The 19,785-nt window shown below is 62.3% G+C and carries 22 protein-coding genes; 9 read left to right on the top strand and 13 right to left on the bottom strand.

The window, feature by feature from the left end:
* Positions 1 to 1,364, top strand: a 1,364-nt coding sequence (locus ACEW8N_RS15810; RefSeq protein WP_373500809.1) for a 1-acyl-sn-glycerol-3-phosphate acyltransferase, incomplete at its 5' end; no start/stop codon positions are given.
* Between the two features lie 270 nt (positions 1,365 to 1,634).
* Here the strand turns inward: ACEW8N_RS15810 and ACEW8N_RS15805 are convergent.
* From ACEW8N_RS15805 to ACEW8N_RS15790, 4 genes are read right to left on the bottom strand one after another with little or no spacing between them, the layout of a single operon-like run.
* Positions 1,635 to 2,084 carry a Fur family transcriptional regulator gene (locus ACEW8N_RS15805; protein WP_373500808.1) on the bottom strand — a complete coding sequence of 150 codons (450 nt, stop codon included), beginning with the start codon at positions 2,082 to 2,084 and terminating at the stop codon, positions 1,635 to 1,637.
* Between the two features lie 15 nt (positions 2,085 to 2,099).
* Complete coding sequence (locus ACEW8N_RS15800; RefSeq protein WP_373500807.1) at positions 2,100 to 2,960, bottom strand: metal ABC transporter permease; 861 nt, start codon at positions 2,958 to 2,960, stop codon at positions 2,100 to 2,102.
* A gap of 1 nt (position 2,961) precedes the next feature.
* Positions 2,962 to 3,750: a metal ABC transporter ATP-binding protein gene (locus ACEW8N_RS15795; RefSeq protein ID WP_373500806.1), complete on the bottom strand. Its 789-nt coding sequence runs from the start codon at positions 3,748 to 3,750 to the stop codon at positions 2,962 to 2,964.
* Between the two features lie 4 nt (positions 3,751 to 3,754).
* On the bottom strand, positions 3,755 to 4,654 hold the full coding sequence (locus ACEW8N_RS15790; protein WP_373500805.1) for a metal ABC transporter solute-binding protein, Zn/Mn family: 900 nt from the start codon (positions 4,652 to 4,654) through the stop codon (positions 3,755 to 3,757).
* A gap of 411 nt (positions 4,655 to 5,065) precedes the next feature.
* On the opposite strand from ACEW8N_RS15790, the gene ACEW8N_RS15785 reads away from it, so the two are divergent.
* The 5 genes from ACEW8N_RS15785 (at position 5,066) to ACEW8N_RS15765 (ending at position 10,248) form a co-directional block, all read left to right on the top strand.
* Entirely contained in the window at positions 5,066 to 6,004 is a 939-nt protein-coding gene (locus ACEW8N_RS15785; RefSeq protein ID WP_373500804.1) for a transporter substrate-binding domain-containing protein, read from the top strand.
* Positions 6,005 to 6,031: 27 nt separating this feature from the next.
* A complete protein-coding gene (locus ACEW8N_RS15780) occupies positions 6,032 to 7,399 on the top strand; it encodes an L-serine ammonia-lyase (protein ID WP_373500803.1) in 1,368 nt (455 codons plus the stop codon).
* Positions 7,400 to 7,455: 56 nt separating this feature from the next.
* Positions 7,456 to 8,670: a dicarboxylate/amino acid:cation symporter gene (locus ACEW8N_RS15775; protein ID WP_373500802.1), complete on the top strand. Its 1,215-nt coding sequence runs from the start codon at positions 7,456 to 7,458 to the stop codon at positions 8,668 to 8,670.
* Positions 8,671 to 8,728: 58 nt separating this feature from the next.
* On the top strand, positions 8,729 to 9,757 hold the full coding sequence (locus tag ACEW8N_RS15770) for a type II asparaginase (protein ID WP_373500801.1): 1,029 nt from the start codon (positions 8,729 to 8,731) through the stop codon (positions 9,755 to 9,757).
* A 71-nt stretch (positions 9,758 to 9,828) separates the two neighbouring features.
* Entirely contained in the window at positions 9,829 to 10,248 is a 420-nt protein-coding gene (locus tag ACEW8N_RS15765; protein WP_373500800.1) for a phosphate-starvation-inducible PsiE family protein, read from the top strand.
* A 6-nt stretch (positions 10,249 to 10,254) separates the two neighbouring features.
* On the opposite strand, the gene ACEW8N_RS15760 is transcribed toward ACEW8N_RS15765, so the two are convergent.
* From ACEW8N_RS15760 to ACEW8N_RS15730, 7 genes are read right to left on the bottom strand one after another with little or no spacing between them, the layout of a single operon-like run.
* On the bottom strand, positions 10,255 to 10,914 hold the full coding sequence (locus tag ACEW8N_RS15760; RefSeq protein ID WP_373500799.1) for a Na(+)/H(+) antiporter subunit B: 660 nt from the start codon (positions 10,912 to 10,914) through the stop codon (positions 10,255 to 10,257).
* Positions 10,911 to 11,519 (bottom strand): DUF4040 domain-containing protein, encoded by a 609-nt coding sequence (locus tag ACEW8N_RS15755; RefSeq protein ID WP_373500798.1) that lies wholly within the window; start codon positions 11,517 to 11,519, stop codon positions 10,911 to 10,913. The genes ACEW8N_RS15760 and ACEW8N_RS15755 overlap by 4 nt, the downstream gene beginning before the upstream one ends.
* On the bottom strand, positions 11,509 to 11,802 hold the full coding sequence (locus ACEW8N_RS15750) for a monovalent cation/H(+) antiporter subunit G (RefSeq protein ID WP_373500797.1): 294 nt from the start codon (positions 11,800 to 11,802) through the stop codon (positions 11,509 to 11,511). Before ACEW8N_RS15750 ends, ACEW8N_RS15755 begins: the two co-directional genes overlap by 11 nt.
* Positions 11,799 to 12,056, bottom strand: coding sequence for a hypothetical protein (locus ACEW8N_RS15745; RefSeq protein WP_373500796.1), 258 nt, complete (start codon positions 12,054 to 12,056; stop codon positions 11,799 to 11,801). Before ACEW8N_RS15745 ends, ACEW8N_RS15750 begins: the two co-directional genes overlap by 4 nt.
* Positions 12,047 to 12,436, bottom strand: a complete 390-nt coding sequence (locus ACEW8N_RS15740; protein WP_373500795.1) for a Na+/H+ antiporter subunit E — start codon at positions 12,434 to 12,436, stop codon at positions 12,047 to 12,049. Before ACEW8N_RS15740 ends, ACEW8N_RS15745 begins: the two co-directional genes overlap by 10 nt.
* Complete coding sequence (locus ACEW8N_RS15735) at positions 12,433 to 13,875, bottom strand: cation:proton antiporter (RefSeq protein ID WP_373500794.1); 1,443 nt, start codon at positions 13,873 to 13,875, stop codon at positions 12,433 to 12,435. The genes ACEW8N_RS15740 and ACEW8N_RS15735 overlap by 4 nt, the downstream gene beginning before the upstream one ends.
* Positions 13,872 to 14,207, bottom strand: a complete 336-nt coding sequence (locus ACEW8N_RS15730; RefSeq protein WP_373500793.1) for a cation:proton antiporter subunit C — start codon at positions 14,205 to 14,207, stop codon at positions 13,872 to 13,874. Before ACEW8N_RS15730 ends, ACEW8N_RS15735 begins: the two co-directional genes overlap by 4 nt.
* 212 nt (positions 14,208 to 14,419) lie before the next feature.
* Here ACEW8N_RS15730 and ACEW8N_RS15725 point away from each other — a divergent pair, with 212 nt between their 5' ends.
* The 3 genes from ACEW8N_RS15725 to ACEW8N_RS15715 all read left to right on the top strand — a co-directional run bounded on the left by ACEW8N_RS15725 (position 14,420) and on the right by ACEW8N_RS15715 (position 17,906).
* Positions 14,420 to 16,000 carry a hypothetical protein gene (locus tag ACEW8N_RS15725; protein WP_373500792.1) on the top strand — a complete coding sequence of 527 codons (1,581 nt, stop codon included), beginning with the start codon at positions 14,420 to 14,422 and terminating at the stop codon, positions 15,998 to 16,000.
* Complete coding sequence (locus ACEW8N_RS15720; RefSeq protein WP_373500791.1) at positions 15,990 to 16,841, top strand: radical SAM protein; 852 nt, start codon at positions 15,990 to 15,992, stop codon at positions 16,839 to 16,841. The genes ACEW8N_RS15725 and ACEW8N_RS15720 overlap by 11 nt, the downstream gene beginning before the upstream one ends.
* Positions 16,842 to 17,045: 204 nt before the next feature.
* On the top strand, positions 17,046 to 17,906 hold the full coding sequence (locus ACEW8N_RS15715; RefSeq protein ID WP_373500790.1) for a Fic family protein: 861 nt from the start codon (positions 17,046 to 17,048) through the stop codon (positions 17,904 to 17,906).
* Positions 17,907 to 17,921: 15 nt separating this feature from the next.
* Here ACEW8N_RS15715 and ACEW8N_RS15710 read toward each other — a convergent pair whose 3' ends face one another.
* Both ACEW8N_RS15710 and ACEW8N_RS15705 read right to left on the bottom strand, forming a co-directional pair.
* Entirely contained in the window at positions 17,922 to 18,767 is an 846-nt protein-coding gene (locus ACEW8N_RS15710; RefSeq protein ID WP_373500789.1) for a metallophosphoesterase, read from the bottom strand.
* Between the two features lie 242 nt (positions 18,768 to 19,009).
* Complete coding sequence (locus ACEW8N_RS15705) at positions 19,010 to 19,369, bottom strand: hypothetical protein (RefSeq protein ID WP_373500788.1); 360 nt, start codon at positions 19,367 to 19,369, stop codon at positions 19,010 to 19,012.
* Positions 19,370 to 19,785 lie beyond the last annotated feature (416 nt).

Below are 19,785 nucleotides of genomic sequence, written 5' to 3'. Positions count from 1 at the left end.
GCGGGCACCCCCTGCCCGGGCATCAGGTGCGGGTGGTCGACGGCAAGGACCACGAGCTGCCCGAGCGCCGGGAGGGCCGGCTGCAATTTCGCGGCCCCTCGGCGACCAGCGGCTATTTCCGGAATCCCGGGCAGACCGCGGCCCTGTTCCATGGGGAGTGGCTCGACACCGGCGACCTGGCCTACCTGGCGGGACGGGACCTGTATCTCACCAGCAGGGTCAAGGACATTATTATCAAGGGCGGCCGCAACATCTCCCCCTATGAACTGGAAGAGGCCATCGGCGATATCGACGGCATCCGCAAAGGCTGCGTCGCCGTCTTCGGCGTCGCGGACCCGGCGTCCGCCACGGAAAAACTGGTGGCGCTGGCGGAGAGCCGCAGCCAGGATCCCGAGGTGCTGGCCGGCCTGAGGGAACGGATCGTCAACGTGGCCGTCGATGTCCTCGGCATGCCGCCGGACGAAGTGATCCTGGCAATGCCCGGCACGGTGCTCAAAACCTCCAGCGGCAAGATCCGCCGGGCCGCGAGCCGCGAACTCTACGAACAGGGCAGGATCGGACGGCCGCCCCGGGCGATGTGGTGGCAGATGGTCCGTCTGACGGCAGGCGGACTGCTGCGGCAGGCCGGCCAGGGGATGCGGCAGGCCGCCTCGGCCTGCTACGCCGGTTATTGCTGGCTGCTCTTCGGCGTGCTGGCTGCTCTGGCGACTCCGTTTGCCTTCCTTCTGCCGTGGGGAGGCGGCCGCTGGCGGGCGGTCCGGACGGTTGCCCGGCTGCTGGCCCGCCTCACCGGAACCCCCATCGCGGTCCGCGGCCTGGAGCATCTGGAAGCAGAAGGACCGCTGATCCTGGTCTCCAATCACCAGAGCTACCTGGACAGCCTGGTACTCATGGCGGCCCTGCCGGTGCGGTTCGGTTTTGTCGCCAAGGCCGAGCTGGCCGAAAACGCCGCGCTGCGCCGGGCGTTGCCCCGTCTGGATGTCGTCTTTGTCGAGCGGTTCGACAGCAGACAGGCCATCCAGGATGCCCGGCGGCTCAAGGAGCTTGCTGCCGGAGGGCGGTCGCTCCTGTTTTTCGCCGAAGGGACCTTCCGCCGGATGCCCGGGTTATTGCCGTTTCACATGGGGGCTTTTCTGATCGCCGCTGAAAACAACATGGAAGTGGTGCCGATAACCATTCGGGGCACACGGGCCAAGCTGCGCTCCGAGTCGTGGTTTCCGCGCCGGGGGCCGGTGCACCTGTTTATCGGCCGCCGCCTGAGGGGGCAGGCGCAGGATTGGGATTCGGCCCTCGCCCTTCGCGACGAAGCGAGGCGGGAGATCCTGCGCCACTGCGGCGAACCGGACCAGGGCGGAGACGAATAGCGGGGGGAGCAGATGCTGGAACCGCTTCATCCGAACAGGGGCGGCCGCGGCATGATCGCCATGACCAACGGGTCCCTCTTTGGTGCTTCGGAGGGAGTTCTGTTTCACCGATGGAAGGCTGTCTCGATAACGTTCGACATTTTTTCTCGGCTCGAAACCTGAAGATTACCATCGCCATGTTTATATTTGGAGGGATCTCAGGATAATGCAGGTTCGCGGGCGTGGAAGGGGGTGTAAAATGAATTCAGCATCGAGCGGATGCCCGCCGCTTCAATCCTCTTCCTGCGGTTTGTTCTTCAGGCAGTTTTTGCAGATTCCGTCCAGGCGGATCTCCACCTTGTCGATCCGGCCGGGAAAGGTTTTCCGGAACGGTTTTGTTTCCACCTGCAGGCTTTCCGGGTTGAGGCAATCCATCTGGCCGCAGTTTTTGCAGTAGAAATGGGGATGGGGTTGATGATGGTCGTTGGGGGCCAGGCCATAGTAGAAGGCCCTGCCGCCCGTGCTGAGCCGCTCGATCATCCCGTGGTCGACCAGCAGGTCGAGGATGCGGTAGACCGTCACCCGGTTGATCGCGCTGGTGCGTTCCAGCGTCTGATAGATATCTCCGGCCGACAGGGGGAAGCTGTTGTTGCCGATCACTTCCAGCACCCGCAGGCGGTTTTCGGTCGCTTCAAGCCGGGCCGACGCCAGCATCTCGGAATAATTGCACTGATGGCACATGGTCGTCCTTTGGGGTCAACCGGCAGTGGATTTCTGCGGCTCGGGGGCCTCCCGCCGGGCTCTGCTTCTGGAGAAAACGGTCAGCCGGTCCACCAGAAGAGAGAATAAAAAGCCGATTCCTGAAACCAGGATGATGGCGGCCCCCGATGTCAGGTTGTATCTGTAGGAAATCCACAGGCCCGCAATGGTGAACAGGGCGCCCAGCAGGCTGGACCCAACCATCATCTGCAGGAGGGATTTGGCGTGCCTTTCGACGATGAAGGGCGGTATGGTCAGCAGGGCGATGACCAGAATCAGGCCCACGACCTGAATCACCATGACAATGGTGACCGCCAGCATGCCGATCATTGCGAAATAGAGCGCCCGGACAGGAACGCCCCGGATCCTCGCAAACTCTTCGTCATAGCTGAGGGCCAGCAGGTCCTTGTAGTAACAGGCCACCGCCAGCGCGATCAGAATGCCCAGGGAAAGCATGATGAGAAGATCCGACGCGGGCACGGTGAGGATGCTGCCGAAGAGGTAGCTCATCAGGTCCACATGATATCCCGGGGTCAGATCGATCAGGATGATGCCGAATGCCATTCCCAGGGCCCAGATGACGCCGATGATCGTGTCGGCCCGGTGCTTGGCCTTCATGCTGACGGATGCCATCAGCATCGCGGCGAACAACGAGAAGCCGATGGTGCCCGGCAGATAGGGCCATCCGAAGTAAAAGGCGAGGCCGATGCCCCCGTAGGCGGCATGGGCGATCCCGCCGGAGAGGAACACGATGCGGTTCACCACCACCAGGGTTCCCATGATGCCGCAGATGACGCTTGCCAGGAGACCGGCAGCCAGGGCATTGCGCATGAATTCCAGTTGAAGTGCTTCGATCATGCTAAGACCTCTTGTGATCCTTCAGCACGCGATGCGGCAGACCGTGGGCGACGATCTCCACGGGACACAATTCCTCCACCGTGCACGGGTACATGGTTTCCATCATTTCGCCGGTGATCTCCGCCTGGCCGTGATAGTGCAGCCGCTTGTTCACGCAGGCCACGGATTTGACATAGCGGGAGATGACCAGGAGATCGTGGCTGACGACGACGATGGTGATCTCTTTGTTGAGTTCCCTCAGCAGCCTGAAAAAGTCCGCCTGGCCCTTGGTGTCGATGCCGGCCGTGGGTTCGTCCAGGAGCAGGAGCTGGGGATGGGTCACGAGGGCCCGAGCGATGAAGACCCGCTGGCGCTGACCTCCGGACAGTTCTCCGATTTTTCGTCCCGCAAGGTCTGCCATGTCCAGGTGATCGAGCGCGTCCATGGCATCGAGGCGGTGCGAGGCCGACTTCCAGGACGCCCACCGTTTTTTGGGGTCGAGGGTGCCCATGAGGACCACGTCCATGGCCGTGATGGGAAAGTTGCGGTTGATGTGCACGTCCTGGGGGACGTAGCCGATGCAGGACGACGCCCTGGCGGGGGAGTCGCCGTTGACGCGGATAAGGCCCTCGCCCGGTTTCAGCAGGCCTAAAATCAGCTTCAGCAGGGTGGTCTTCCCGCCGCCGTTGGGGCCGATCATGGCGATGAAATTCCCCCTCCGGATCTCCAGGTTCACATCCTGGAGAACGGTCTCGCCGTCATAGGCAAATGAGACGTCTTTAAGTTCGACAATGGGTGCGGCGGCATTCATCCCGTCACCTCAGGGCCGCTTTGAACTTGTCGGCGACGTCAAGGAGGTTGGCCGTCCAGTCCTCGGCGAGCGGGTCGGCGCGCACGACCTGGCCGCCGATCTCCCTGGCCACAAGGCCGGCGCTTTTGGCGGAAAACTGCGGCTGGACAAAGATCACCCGGATATTGTTTTCCTTGGCATTTTTGATCAAGGCCATCAATTGCGCGGGCTTGGGCTCCTTCCCCTCGATCTCGACGGCCAACTGCGTGAGGCCATAGGCCCGGGCGAAGTACCCCCAGGCCGGATGGAACACCATGAACCGAAGTCCCTGCTGATCCGAAAACAGGTTTTTCAGCCGGGCGTCCAGGCTATCGATGTCGGCCATGAATTGACGGCAGTTGGCCTCGTAAACTCCGCCATGGGACGGGTCGATCTCCCGAAGCCCCGCCAGAATCGCCCGGGCCTGGAGCTTGACCAGCGGAGGAGACAGCCAGATATGAGGGTCGACGCCGCCGTGGTCATGATGGTCCTCCGGAGGATGCCGGTCTTCGGGGTGCTCGCCTTCTCCATGATGGGCCGCCATGGCGATTTTGTCGATGCCGTCGTCCGTGTGAACAATCTTCATGCCCGGGTTGGCGGCGGAAATCTTGTTCAGCCATGCCGTCTCGAACGAAACGCCGATGGCGAAATAGGCCCGGGCAATTGCTATGTCGGCCATCTGCCTGGGTTTGGGTTCGTAGGCGTGGGGGCTGGCACCGGGCTGCACCATGACCTGGACATCCACCAGGTCTTTGCCAATTTGTTGCACAAAATACTTCTGGGGAAGGATGCTGACAAACACGGGCACGGGATCGGCGGCAAACCCGGTTTGAATGAAGCATGAACTGAAAATTACAATAAAAAAAAGCTGTCTGGATCGTCTCATCACGGCTGCTGTTCCTCCGGGTTTGGGGTGTCGTGGGGACGCCTTGACGGCGCAACAGAGTATCTATCACGGGCAGCGGGGAAGCGCCATGGAAAATCATTTTTGCAGCCCGTTGACGGGGTCTGATTCATGCCGAACAAAGGTGGCCGCAGCCACTGCCGCTTGAGCAATTATATTGCATGCGTCTGACGGAGGCAAGTCCGTCATGCGGAAACAGTGAGAAAAAATCAGTCGAACCCGGGAGCGGCGCATCCGAAGAATTTATTCCATATGTTTGCGCTCAAAATGAAACTGGTGTATATTAATTCATAACTTTCGCATGAAAACACCTTGACGCCCATCACCGCTTTTCCCCCACATGACGACGGGGCCAAGACCTTTGGCCCCCAATGAAAACAAAAGGAGATGAAAATGAAATCAATCCGGTGGCTGATCATTTTACTCCCTTGCTTGATCCTTTGTCCGGGGGCCCGGTCTCCCGGTCTCATGGCAGGGGAGATCGATGCGATCCGGGCAAAGGGCGAGATCGTGGTGTCGCTGATCCAGGAATTCCCGCCCTTTGCCATGATGGTGGACGGCCAACTCAGCGGCCTGGATGTGGACCTGGCAAAGCTGTTGGCCGAGTATCTCGGCGTGAAGGTCCGGTTTATCCAGCCTGAGACCTACGGCCAGCAGATCCCGAAGCTCCTTTCGGGAGAGTCGGACATCATTATCGCCGCCATGACGCGGACCGTTGAAAGGGGGCTTCTCGTCAGCTTCACCGACCCCTATTTCGAGGTGAGCCAGGCGGCCATGGTCCGGCGGGGAACGGTTCCGCCCATGTCCGATTCCTTTTTTGATCTCCTCAAGGTGAAAGGTCTCAAACTCGGGGTCCAGGCCGGCACCACCCATGAGAAATTCTCGCGGGAACTCTTCCCGGACAGCGCCATCCATCTTTTCCCCACGACGGCTGCGGCCGTGGACGCCCTGCTCAAGGGCGAGGTGAACGCCATGGCGGCGGATTCGCCCTTCGTAAAGATATGGCATGCCACCAACCCGGAGCACTATTTGAGGATTGGCCCCCTCCTGGCCCCCGTCACCAAGGAATATTATGCCTTCGCGATCCGTCCGGGAGATCCCGTATTCCTGGGCTGGCTGAACCTCTTCATCGATCAGGTCAAGATCGACGGCACCCTCGACCTCTTGAACCAGGAGTATTTCGAAGAGATGGCCTGGGCCGGAAAGAAGGCGCCGACCAAAAGCAGGCCGACCCGCGCGGAGATGCTGAAAAACGAATTCATCGCCCGGAAGCAAGCGATGATCGAGGCCAGGCGGAAGGCGCTCACTGGCGTTGCGCCCGACTATGACTGAAACCGTTCGCCGCAGGAGAGGTGACTTATGCGTGAACCCATCACCACATCCATATTTGACATTTTCAAGATCGGACCCGGGCCGTCAAGCTCCCACACCATCGGCCCAATGAAGGCCGCCCTGGATTTTCTGAAGTCCACCCGGGCCCTCCCGGCGGAGGCCGTCTCCCTGCCCGCGGCCGTGGACGTGTATCTCTACGGGTCCCTGAGTCTGACCGGCGAGGGGCACGGAACCCACAAGGCCGTCCTCGGCGGACTGATGGGCTGGGCGCCGGACACCTGCGACTGCGATCAGCTCCTGGCCCTTCTGGATCCTCCGGAGACGGTGTACGGCATTCATGCCGGATGGGCCGACATCCCCTTTACCGCGGCCAATATCCATTTTGAAGGGCCGGATGATTCACTGCCGCACCCGAACACCCTCCGCTTCCGACTGACCGCCGGGGGGGCGGTCCTGCTCGAAAAGGAATACTATTCCGTCGGCGGAGGATTCATCCAGTGCAAGGGCGAGGCGGCGCCGGCCAAGCCCGCGCTCCCCCACCCTTACGCCAGCATGCGGGAATTGCGGCAGGCGGTGCGCCGGACGGGGCTGTCCCTGAGGGAGATCATGCTCCAGAACGAGTCGGCCGTTTCGGGACTGTCCCGGGACGAGATCGAGGCCAGGATCGATCGCTTGATCGATACGATGTGCGCCGCCGTCGAAACGGGGCTGAAATCCGACGGCCTGCTTCCGGGGCCCATCGGCCTGATGCGAAAAGCGCAGGTCCTGAAGACCAATTCCGTCAAGATGAAGCACGAGACCGGCCGTTTCCTGGCCTGCCTGAACGCTTACGCCCAGGCCGCCTCCGAGGAGAACGCCGCCGGGCGCAAGGTCGTGACGGCGCCCACCTCGGGCGCCGCGGGCGTTCTTCCCGGGGTCATCTATCTCCTCAAGAAACACTTCGACCTTTCCGCGGCGCAGTTCCGCGACGGCATGCTGGCCGCCGCCGCCATCGCCTTTATCGCCAAGCACAATGCCAGTATTTCGGGAGCGGAGGTCGGGTGCCAGGGGGAGGTCGGCGTGGCGTCGGCCATGGCCGCGGCGTTCATCTCCTGTGCCGAGGGGCTTCCCATTCGCCAGGTAGAAAACGCCGCGGAGATCGCCCTGGAGCACCACCTGGGGATGACCTGCGACCCGGTTTTGGGGTATGTGCAGATCCCCTGCATCGAACGCAACGCCGTCGGCGCGGTCACGGCGGTCAACGCCTATATCCTGTCGGCGGCCGGGGACCCGGCAAGGCAGAAGGTCACCTTCGACGAGGTCGTCGAAGCCATGCGGGAGACCGGTGCGGATATGTGCAAAAGATACAAGGAAACCTCCCAGGGCGGCCTGGCCCTGTCATGCGTTTCTTGCTGACGGCTGTTCTCTGAGAAATCCGACCCCTTTCGTCAACATCATTAGGAGCGTATCCCATGAAAAAAATCAGCGGCAGTACCCAGATATTGATTGCAATGATCGCAGGCATCGTCGCGGGGTTCTTCCTAGGGGAAAAAGGCGTTGTTTTCGCGCCCCTGGGGGATGTTTTCATCTTGCTGATCAAAATGGTGATCATTCCCCTCGTCTTCTTCAGCATCATCTCCGGCGCGGCCGCCCTGGGGGAAACCAAATCGGCGGGCAAAGTGGGGATTTTCACCGTCGGCTATTACCTGGCGACCTCCGCCGTCTCCGTTATCCTGGGGCTTCTGGCCGGCACCATCTTCAAGCCGGGCCTGGGGGTGAAGATCCCGCCGTCCCTGATGACGGATCCCTCCACCTATGCGGAAAACGCCAGGATCGCGGGGTTCTGGGAAACCATCCAGGGCATCATCCCCGATAATCCGTTCAACTCGCTGTCATCGGGGAACATCCTTCAGATCCTCTTCTTCGCCCTCTTTTTCGGCATCGCCCTTTCGATCATGCCCCGGGAGAAGCAGCGCCCCGTCCTGGACATCCTCGATACGGTGAACGACGGGATGATCTGGATGATCCAGAAGATTCTCGTCGTCGCCCCCATCGGCGTGTTCGGACTCATGGTCAACTCCATCGCGCTCTTCGGCATGGACATCATGCAGCTCGTGCTCAAGCTGCTGGCGGTCTTCACCGGAACCCTGGCGGTGATCCATTTCGGCATGATTCCGCTCCTGGCGATGTTCCTCGGAAAAATGAACCCGCTCCGGTTCCTGGGCGGCATGAAGGAGACCCAGATCCTGGCCTTCGCCAGCGCGTCCTCCATGGCCACCCTGCCGGTCAACAAAAAGGACTGTGAAAACCTGGGTGTCCGGCCGGAGGTGACCGCCTTCGTCCTGCCCCTGGGGGCGACCATCAACATGAACGGCAATGCCATGCTCTACGCCCTCACTGCGGTCTTCTTCGCCCAGATGTTCGGGATCGAACTGGGCATGCCCCAATACGTCGCCATCGTGTTCACCTCCGTCCTGGGCGCCATCGGCACCGCGGGGGTCCCGGGTCCCGCGCTCCTGGTGGTCGCCGTCCTGGTGGCGGCGAACATTCCCCTGGCCGGCCTGCCGCTCATCTTCGGCGTCGACAGGCTGTTCGACATGATGCGCACCTCCACCAACGTCCTGGGTGACGCATCCTGTGCGGTCATTGTGAACAGGATGCTGGACGACGAGGCCGAAAAGGCCTGAAAAACACTTACGGGCAACCGTTTTAGGAAAGGCAGGCCACTGCATGGGGGATACTGACATGGAACCAGCGGAAAACAACCATCCGGAAGAACAAAAGACGCTGCCCCGGGTCGTCATCCTGGCGACCGGCGGAACCATCGCCGGCGCCGCCGAGTCGGGGACGGAGGCCGGATACACCTCCGGGAAGATGGGCGTCGACGCCATGATCGACGCCGTGCCGGGATTGACCGCGCTGGCCGATGTCCGCGGGGAGCAGGTCGCCAGCGTCGGCTCCCAGGACATCTCCTTTGCGATCATGATCCGGCTGGCGGGCCGCATCAACGAGCTTTTCGCCGCCGGTGAGGCAGACGGCATCGTCGTGACCCACGGCACGGACACCATGGAGGAGACGGCCCACTTCCTCAACCTGACCGTGAAAAGCCAAAAGCCCGCGGTCATGACCGGGGCCATGCGGCCGTCCACCGCCATCAGCGCGGACGGCCCCCTCAACCTCTACAACGCGGTCGCGGTCGCGGCCGACCCGAAGGCCGAAGGGCGGGGGGTCCTGGTGGTGATGAACGACCGGATCCACGGGGCCCATTCCCTCACGAAAAACAACACCACCTCGGTGGAAACCTTCCTGTCGCCGGTGAACGGGCTGATCGGGACCGTCATCTACGGGAAAACCGCCTATTTCAGGGGGCCGTTCAGGAAGCATACCCACCTGAGCGAGTTCTCCGTGGAGGGCGTGAGCTCCCTGCCCCGGGTGGACGTCATCTACGCCTGCGCCGACATGCCGGCGGACCTGGTCGAATGCTCGGTCGCGCGGGGCGCCAGAGGCATCGTCATTGCCGGGGACGGCAACGGCAACATGAACGCGGCGACGATCGAAGCCGCCGCCGGAATGGCCGCACAGGGCATCGTCATTGTCCGGAGTTCGCGGGTTCCCAGCGGAACGGTGAGCCGGAATATCGAGGTGGACGACGACCGGCTGGGGTTCATCGCATCCGATGAACTCAATCCGGCCAAGGCCCGCATTCTGCTCATGCTGGCGCTGTTGAAGAAAAGAAGCCCGGCGGAAATTCAGGCCTTGTACTATTCGTATTAGCGGGAGACGCCGGGGGAATATCGCCCGGAGCGATGGTTGGACGTCGTTTTAAGGTGAGGAGCGGTCAAATCATGTTCGACATGCTGAAGCGGTACGAAAGGTTCATGATTCAGGCCCTGATGGTGATGATGGCGATTGTGCTGGGGCTTGCCACCATCGATCTCGGATGGCTCATCATCCGGGACATCCTGGAGCCGCCGGTGTTGATTCTCAGCATCGACCAGCTCCTCGAAATCTTCGGGCTCTTCATGCTGGTCGTGATCGGGATCGAACTCCTGGAAACCCTCATGAGAACCTACATCACCCAGGGTCAGCCCCACTACGAGGTGGTTCTTTCGGTGGCCATCATCGCCATTGCCCGCAAGGTCATCATTCTGGATCCGAAAGATTTGCAAGCAATGAACCTGATCGGGATCGCCGCCATCATCATTGCCCTGACCGTCGGCTATTACCTGATGAAGCGGGGAGAATCCTGCCGCAGACGGGAATAGGGTCTGCTATAGCAGTCCTCGATACCGGATGAAGAGCAGAACGACGGCCCACGATCCCAGGGCGACCTTAACGGCCACCAGGAGGTTGAATAGAGGGATCATCCCGCCGCTGAAGAGTTCGCCCGTCTCGCCGTGGGGCAGCGCAACGCCGGCCAGGGTCAGGAAGGCCAGCAGGATGAAGAGGAGTACGGCGACCTTTTCCCACGCCGCGACATGCCATCGCCGATAAATCGCCTGCATCTCCTCCGGGGGCGAGGTGACGGCAACGAGGCCGATGGCCGTCCCGCCGGCAACCCCGGCTGCAAACCCCCCGCCGGGGCTGAGATGGCCCCGGATCGCCAGTTCAATGCCCACCAGCGCCGCGATGGTGGCGCCCAGGCGCGCCATGATGATGGAGGGCGCGTCGGTGAACCGACGGACCTTGGGGTAGGGGCGTTCGTCTTCCAGCAGAAAATGGGCGCCCATGATGGCGATGGTGAAGACCATGACCTCGAAGACCGTGTCGTAGAGCCGGCTGTGAAACATGATCCCCGAAACCGCGTTGATCACCCCGCTTTCCGTCACGACGGTCTCGACGATGGAAAAGGGAAGTATCGGGGTCGAAGGAGCGGGGAGGAGCATCTTGATATAGAAAGCGATCCCGGCTGCGATATAGATCCATCTCATGAATGAGCCTTTCCGGCATCAAAATGCGTGGTATATTCCAGATTCATTCCCGCCGAGGCGGGCTCGATATGGATGATGTCATAAAGGCTGCGGATCCGGACGGCCAGGCGATAGGGCGGGGAGTCAGGCCCTTGGGCCGCAGCCGAGGGCATGGGGTCGCAAATCGCGTGGACCTTTTTGTCCGCCAGGGCACGCCTCAGGGCCTCCGCATCCGGGTAGGAGACCAGTTCCACGCGCATATGTCTTTTTCGGAACAGGAGGGTCAGGTCATCCAGCAGTGGATCCAGGGGATGCGGCCGGGAGATTCCGGCGCCCGGTTCCGCAGGGGTCGCCTCGCGCCGCCCGGCATCGGCCTTCAGGATCCCCACCCGCACCACCATGGAAGACCGCACCGCCACGGCATAGAGCAGGATCGCCAGCAGGGTTCCCACCAGCGCCTCGGTCAGGGCCACATCGGCCGCCCCCAGGACGGTATAGAGCAGCGTCGCGGCGGCCCCCAGCATCCCCCGGAGGATCAGGGCGCGGTAGGGATTGACCTGAACGACCAGAAGGACCGCCGAAAGCGGCAGGAGGGCAGTGATCGCATAGAGGTAGCTATCCGTCATCGCCCCCCCTTTTTTCGTCTCCGCCGGTGGCGCAGTAGGCCAGAATATAACCCAGCATGGTGTTCCACAGCGCCAGGGAGAGAATGGCGAGCAGAAGCAGCGGCCATTCTCGGGGCCGCTGCAGCAGAAGACCCGCAATGATGCTGACGGACCCCAGGGTGTCCGCCACCGAAAGATGGTGCAGCTTGAAGAGCACCGACCGCCGCCGGAGAAAGGCGGCAGTTCCCCAGTACCAGAAAAGGATTCCCATACCGATCAAGGCATAGCTGAACAGGTCCGTCATTGCTCCCCCATCCGCTTGAGGATGTGGGCCAGGAGCATCAGACCGGCGTTCCCCACGCTCAGCACGATGACGCCGACGACCCCGATCATCCAGTCATCGCGAACAACGGATACCATGAGAATGATGGCCCCCGTTTTGGCGGAAAAGCTCGAAAAGGCCATCATGGCCTCCCAGATCCCCTCGTTCCTCCATGCAGCATACAGAGGCAGCAGCAGGGCCGGAATCATGGCCGCAAGGGCAAGCTTCAGGAACATGGCCCCCTCCGAGGGCATAGCCTGTGGACGAGGTATCCTCCGTTGCTTCGGGATTTCAGGACGAGCGTCCTGGGGGTGAAGGTTATCCGGAAGATGTCCAGAAAGACGAGCCCCGGCGGCCGGTCTGGCGCCCCCTCCTGCCTGACCACCGCTTCCCGGGGGTGGGGCCGAAGGATGATCGAGAACGCCTCACCGTAAGCTTGGGGAATCGCCAGCAGGATGCTTCCCATCGCTTTGGCGACCTCCTTCAGGGGGGTCCTTGCCCCGACGCCCCAGGGGAGGAGCCACGCCGCGGCAAGGCCGATGAGGAGATTGGCCGGGCTCAGGCTGGCGGTGAGGAGGAGCCAGATGACCAGCCGCAGAAGGAGATGGCCCATCATGCCAGCGCCATCCAGAACAGGAGGATCAGGCTCAGGCTCATCATGCCCGTCAGATGTTCGAGCCGCTCCGGCCCCCGGGGGACCTTTACCGCCGCATGGCGGAACGCGAGGCCGTGAAGGGCCCAGGCCATGGCGATGGTGAGGAGGGGTTTGGCCACATTCTCCAGGGTGTAGGCGTCGTAATAGACGGTGTTTGCGGCCAGGAGTCCGCCCAGGAGGAGGCCCATGGCCGTCCAGAAGCCGGATCCCCCTGCCGAACCTTCCCTTCCGGCCGGTTTCCGGTGCGGCAGGAAGATGAATTTGGCGAAGGATGTGGCGGTTCCCAGGGCCGCCAGGTTCATGGCCATAACCTGCCAGGGGAGGAGGTTTTTCATGGTCAGCACCTTGGCGCCGAAACCCGAAAGCAGCGGAAACCCGGAAATCGAGAAGCTGGCCGTCACCAGGGCGGCCCAGACCGGGGAGGGGAGGGGTTGGTGCCGCAGCGCACCGAGGTCGCGACTGGGAAGGGTCCCCACGATGAGGAAGAGGGCCGATTTGACGAGCCCGTGGGTCAGGGCGTAAAAGCCGCCCACCTCGGGCGCGGCAAGGATGAAGCCCATCTGGGAAATCGTGCTGTATGCCAGGAGGCGCTTGGCATCCTTCTCCAGCACCGCACACCCCGCCCCCAGGAGCGCGGTCCCCACGCCCAAAATGCGGATGATGGGGTCGATCGAGGGCACCAGCGTGGCGAGTCGCACCAGCGAAAAGAGACCGGCCTTGACGACGATGCCCGACATGAGTGCGGAGACGGGGGACTCCGATTCGGCGTGGGTCAGCGGTAACCACCATCCCCATGCGAAAACGCCGCCTTTGACCAGCAGTCCCGTCAGGATGAGGGCCACCGCCTCCGGGGGGGCCGCGCCCATCCCCTCAAAGCGAAAGGAATGGGTTGCGCTGTAGACGAGCACCGCCCCCACCAGGTAGAACAGCATCGCGACATTGCCCACCAGCAGGTAGCGCAGGGCGACCCAGACAGCACGGTCGGTCCGGGGGTGGGCGATCAGGAGGAACGCAGGGATGCCCAGGACCTCCAGGGCAACGTAGAGGCTGATGAAATCCGAACAGGAAAAGGCGGCGTTGACGCTGCCGTGCAGCATGAGGACCTGTGCGAAAAAGAAGGATGTTCTGCCGCCCCGCCAGCAGAAAAGGACCACTGCCGCCGTCACCAGCGCATTGGTCAGGATAAAGAAGCCGGCCAAAGGGTCCAGCATCAGGGTGACCCCGAAACGGCCTATCAAACTCAAGGTCGTGGGCGCGGGCTCGGCAAAGAGCCGCACGGCAAAGAGGGCCGAAAACAGTCCCCCGAAAAGGGCTAGGTGCCGCCCCATACGGGGGAGGAGCGAAACGGCGAACCCCGCCCCAAACGGAAATGCCATCCAGGTCAGGGTGAAGGCGGTCACGGCATGTGGCTCTCTTCGATCTCGCGGCTTTCCAGGGTGGGATGGTTCCGCGAGAGCTTCATCACCCCCACCAGAAGAAGGGCCTGGATGGAAAACCCGATGACGATCGCCGTGAGGATCACCGCCTGGGGGACGGGATCGGAAAAGGCACCCTTCTGAAGATCGTCGGCAATGGGGGTGAGGAGGCCCTCCCGGGCCGCCACCACGACGTAGTAGGAGATCACCCCGGTGCTCATCACGTCCATGGAGAGGATCTTCATGACGAGGTTCTTTTTCAGGATGACGCCGAAAAATCCGCACAAGATCGTTGCGAACACAAAGGCTTCCAACACGCGCTTTCCTCCCGGGCCGGATTGGTCTGGATCGGTGGATGCCCGAACCGGTGCAGGTCGGTCGGGCGGTTTGGCCTCGTAATCTATCCCAACCCGCCATCCAGATCAATCATAAAATGTCGCCCCGCCATTCGAGCGCACCGGCCCGGCAATGAAACTCCTTGAGGGGTCCGGGAGGGTTGTGTTAGGCTCTCTTCCATGGCGTCTTTTCTATGCAGCAGCGTGAACCGGATGAGGTCAGATTGGGCGTGACGGCCCTGGAGCGGCGCCTTGCCCTGACGCGCTATGTCCTCTGTCCGGAGGTCTCCCCCGCGCCGGCGGAAAGGATCGCCCGCTGGTTCGGGCCCTTCCGGCGTCCGGGGACCATGGCTGTCGGGGACCGCAAGACATCCCCCGAGATTTTTCAGGATACGCTGGATTCGAGATTCGAAACCTATGACGACTGGCTGGACCGGGTTCTGGGGAAGACCATTGCGGATTTGACGGGCGGAAGGCGCGTTTCGGGCCGCGGGGCCGAGGCTGATCCGGCCGACCTCCGGGAGATCGTCCGAATGGCCGGAGAGGTTTTGGAGTTCGAAACCGACTGCGGCGTTCCCCTGCACGGGGCGATTCCCCAGCAGTTGTACGAGGATGCGTTCGTCCGCCTGCTGTCCGTCCTGCCCGGCCGTCCCGTCCCCGTCCGCGACACCCATCCCTATGCTGAATTCAACGCCCTCTGCCACCGCCTGGGCCTCGTCCTCATCGAGGCCATGGCCGGCGCGGGCATCCTGGGCGGGCCGGACGCCGATATCCCCCGGGCGATCCAGGCGGCGGTGCTTTCCGGGTATGTGGGCATCAACCTGAAGAGTTCGGCCTCGGCCGCATCCGACCTCCTCAACCGGGAACTGATGTCCATCGACCCCGCATGGATCGGGAGCATGGCGGCAGCGGGGTCGGTCCCGGTGGAGGCGCTTTCCGGGGTCGCCCGCGGGCTGATCGATCTCGCGTCCGAAGACCGGGGCCGGTTTGCCCTGGATTCCCTAGATGACTACCACCGGGAGGTGGTGGACGCCGATGTGCCGACCCTGCTGGTCTTTTTCTGCGATGATTACCTGGAATCCCTCGTCGACATGAAGCGGTTCGAGGCCATGCTCGACCGGAACCCGCGCCTGGCGCTTCTGTTCATCCCCCGCAACGGCCGGTATGGGAACGATCTGGCGATTCAGGACATCCCCGCCATCCTCGCGGAAGCCCCGTTTGCCCGCTTCAGCGCGCTCGAAAGGGAAGGGCGGATCGCGGTGAGCCGGAACGGGCCCTGCGGAGGGTGCATCGACCCGAGGACCGTGAGCGAGGCCCTCATCGACGAGATGGACGCCCTGGGAGCGGGACGGCGGATCATCCTGGAGACCAAGGGGTGCCGAAATTTCGAGATGCTCCAGGGCCGGCTTCCGCTGCCCTGGTATGCCGCCTTCAACTGCAACCGGGCCCTCAGCATCCGCACCGTCCAGGTCGACGGCCCGCCGGTGTTCCTGAGGATTCCCCCGGGGCTCAGGGCCTACGACGGGTTCATGACCCCCCGGATCGGCCGGAGCCCATCCTACGGGACCACGGGCGTCCGGTTCGCCCGGATGACGACCCGGCAGCTTTATGATGTGCTCTCGGGCGAGGCCTACCGCCGGATGCTGCGCCGATCGGGGGATGAATACGGGCTCAATCGCCGTCTCGCCGACTATTGCGAAAAAAACCGGCAGACCCTTCCCGAAGGGATTGAGGCGTTCATGAAGGTTCATTCGGAAGCTGGCCATGAAGGATAAGATCCACCGGAATGTAACCCTCGGGCGGATGGGGCTCGACTTCCTCCAGTTCATCCGGTCCCAGCGGGTCATCACCCGCCGGCTGGGGCCGGCATTTGCTGTGAGTCGAACATTCGTGGAGATCGATATCACCTACCGCTGCAATATGAGATGCACCAACTGCAACCGCTCATGCACCCAGGCGCCCAGCGGAATCGAGATGCCGCCGGAGCGGATTGAGGACTTCATCCGGGAAAGCGTCGGCACGGGGGTCTCCTGGCGCCGAATCCGTCTCCTGGGCGGAGAGCCGACCCTGCACCGGGATTTTTTCCCGATCCTGGAGCTGCTGCTGGATTATCGGCGACGGTATCATCCCGGCCTGCGCATCGTCGTCTGCACCAACGGCCATAGCCGTCGGGTCAACGCCGTGCTCGACCGCCTTCCCGCGGGCGTCGCGGTGAAAAACACTTTTAAAACCGACCGGCAGCGGCTGTTCCGCCCGTTCAACCTTGCCCCGGCCGACAGCCCCTGGTTCCGCTTCTCCGACTACACCAGCGGATGCAGGATCCTGGCGGACTGCGGCATCGGTTTCACGCCGTCAGGCTATTATCCCTGTGCTGTCGCCGGCGGCATCGACCGTGTTTTCGGGTTCGGCCTGGGGCGGAAAGCCCTTCCCGCCGAAGGCGACCGGATGCTGGATCTGCTTGCGGTCTTCTGTCCCCTGTGCGGGCACTTCGGCTTTTCGTGGCCGACGCGGCGGGCGAAATTTTCCGATACATGGAAACGGGCCTATGCCGCAGCCCGGAAGAGAAGCGCCCCGGGACCGGGCATGGACCCCGGCGAAGCAGAATCCGGCCGGTGAATTGACTTTTGGCCGGCGCGTGTTAGATTGGAAATATACGTAACGCGCAGACACCGATACTTGAATCGCCGTTCCCCTGCCTCCGGCACCGGCGCCGCGGGTCGAACCGCATCCTGGTGCAGGCCCTGCAGAAACCGACATCCGCTCCTGATTTCCCCCGTCAATCCGATCCCACCCCAATCATCCCAGCAACGGGAGGTGGTCATGCCAGGCTTTTTGAAGATGATGGACAGGGACATCGCCGAAGACGTGGTCCGCGAACTTCGGAACCTGTGGGTGCACGGGACCGCGGGCGTCGGCGGGAATACGCTGACCCTTGGCGAAACCGCCTTTTTTGTGGAGATCGGGATGACCGAATCGAGCCGGCCCCTTGAGGAATATCAGGAGATCGCGGGGCACGTGCGGGCCATAGACATGGTGTTCGACCTCGTGCGAAGCGCCCGGCCGATAGAAGAAATGGATCTTTTCCGGCTCCATCGGGCACTGGTGTCCGCAGGCACGGACGGCGGAGAAGGCCCCGCAGGCGCCTGGAAGCGTGAACCCAACGGCACCTATGTCCACCATGGCGATGAAATGACCTATTATGAATTCGCCGCGCCCGAAGATGTCCCCTGCCTCATGGGGCAATGGATCTCGTTGCTGAACCGCCTGTGGGAATCCACCCATTCGCTCTCCGCGGCGGCTTCCGCCTATGCGACCCTGCACATGGCACTGGTGCTCATCCATCCGTTCTGCGACGGCAACGGGCGGATGGCGAGGCTGGTCTCCAACCTTCCCGTCCTGGGAGCCGGCTTCCCGCCGATCCTGATCCAGCGAAATCATCGGGACGAGTACATCCATCTGCTTTCCGCCTACAAAATGGCCCATGGAGAGTTGGACGACGGCGCCTGCCTCCTCCCCGAAAACGAACAGCTCCATGAGTTTGTCCGGTTTTGCCGGTCTTCGATGCACCTGTCCATGGCCGTGGTGGCCGGGGCGCTCGAACGCCAGAAGAAACGGCGACTTCGGAAAGCGGGTGGGGCGGCGGACGCTCCCGTCAGGAACAGGTTTGGCGCGCGGGTGTAAACGGGGAGGGGGCGGTTACCAGCCCATGGAGAAGAAATCCAGTTCCACCTTTCTTTCGAGGGCCATGGATTCGAGGTCGGCGGTCACATAGGCGAATTCGTCTTCAAGCTGTCCGGGCTGGACGCAGAGGGTGTTTCCCAGGGGCGCCTTCCAGGCCCCGCTCATCTCCGGCGACTCGTGGATGTGCCCGTGAAACGAGAGCCTCGGCTGATTGACCGCCAGAAAATCATAAATAGCCTTCGATCCCACCGCCTGGCCGTTGATGCAGACGTCCAGGCCCAGGTCGTTGGGCGGCATGTGGAAAACATATACGCTGTTGTCCATTCGGTCGGGGAGATCGAGAGACTTCAGTTCATCGGCGATGGTGGGGAGCTTTCTGGCGTATCCATGCCAGTCGGGCAGGGTTTCCCATCCCGACGGGGTGGACAGAAGTCCGGCTCCGAACTGGGGCTGAAAGGCGTAATCGCCGCTGTCCATGCGGCAGCGGTCTTTGAGGCGGAAGGGGTAATCCACCACCCAGTTCATCCCGATGAATTCGATCCCCTGAAATGCGACCTTGCGCTGGGCAATGTTGTGAACGCACGCATACCGGCGGCACGTTTCCTCGAAAAGATCGTCCCAGATCCTGAGGTCGTCGTTCCCGAGATAGCAGAAATAGGGGATGCCCATGTCATCGAACTGAGCAAAATGGCTGCTCAGCTTGCCGGTGATGAAATCGTTCTGGCGATAGAGATTGTCGCCCTTGGGCAGCATGTCCCCGCTGTTGATCACCGCGTCGGGTCTGTCGGCCCGGGCGATGTCGTAGAGCCGGTCATATTTCCACTCAGCGCCGTGGAGATCTGTGACGAAAAGGATTTTCATCTTACTGGGAGGGCCTTTCGCAAGGGATATTTTTTGATCTTGAGCCATCGGGACCGGCGGCGGTTTCCGCGATGAACATTCATCGCTGCAGCAAGCCCCGGGTACGACGGCCATCGTCCGGGGGGACGGTGATTCGCACATCCGGGGCTGTGTGCGTGCGACGAATACTTTTAAACATGATAAGGCAAGTTGAACTGTTTTGCAAGGGGCGATGACCGCCCCTTGTCACGGGACGGGTGAATTCAGTCGCGCCAATGGCGCCCGTGTCCTCTGTGGTATTGTTTGTGGTGGTGGCGGTGGTGCTTCCCGCAGCAAGGCCGGTAATCGCGCCCACCGGAGCGGTACGGTTTATGGGGCCGGTAGTAATGACGAGGCGGTTCCTCGTATTCAACGTAGTTGAGGGAGACCGCAACCGGCGGCGCGGCATAGGGAACACCGACGCAACTGCTCAGGATCGCACCGCCCAGCACGGCGGCGCCGACCCCGATGGCGACCCCTTCCCATCGATGGCGCTGTTTGGATCCCGCCCAGGCGGACGGGGTGGTGAACAAGATGCCCATGATGACCGTGACCGCTGTCAGAACGCGCTTTTTGATTTTCATTCGAGAGCCTCCTTGTGGGTGTGTTTGGAAGCATTTGACGTCGCTTGCCGGAAATGGTTTACAAAAAAACGATGGGGGCTTCTTGCACACCTCAAGGAGGGATTTTGTGGCTTGGGGCATCCAGGCGTTTCAGTGCAGTTCGGGCCTCCTTCCAACCCGGCGGGGGAAGGCCCGAAGGGGAGATGCGCCTGCCCGCCGTCATCGACGGCGGGGGGGCGCCTCATCAGGGGACGGTCCCTGAACGGCCTGAGGGACCGGCCGGACGGATCAGAAGGGGATGTCGTCGTCATCCGGTCCCGGGTCCGTCTGAGGATTTCTCCTGAACCCGCCGTCATCGGGATATCCTTCATCCGCGGCGCCAGGCGGCCCGCCGCCCATGGGTCCTCCGGGAAAGCCGCCGCCCCCCGCGGGACCGG

It is taken from the genome of Desulfococcus sp. (assembly GCF_041737845.1).
Classification (GTDB): Bacteria; Desulfobacterota; Desulfobacteria; order Desulfobacterales; family Desulfococcaceae; genus Desulfococcus.
This window is presented reverse-complemented; position numbering and strand designations above follow the sequence as displayed.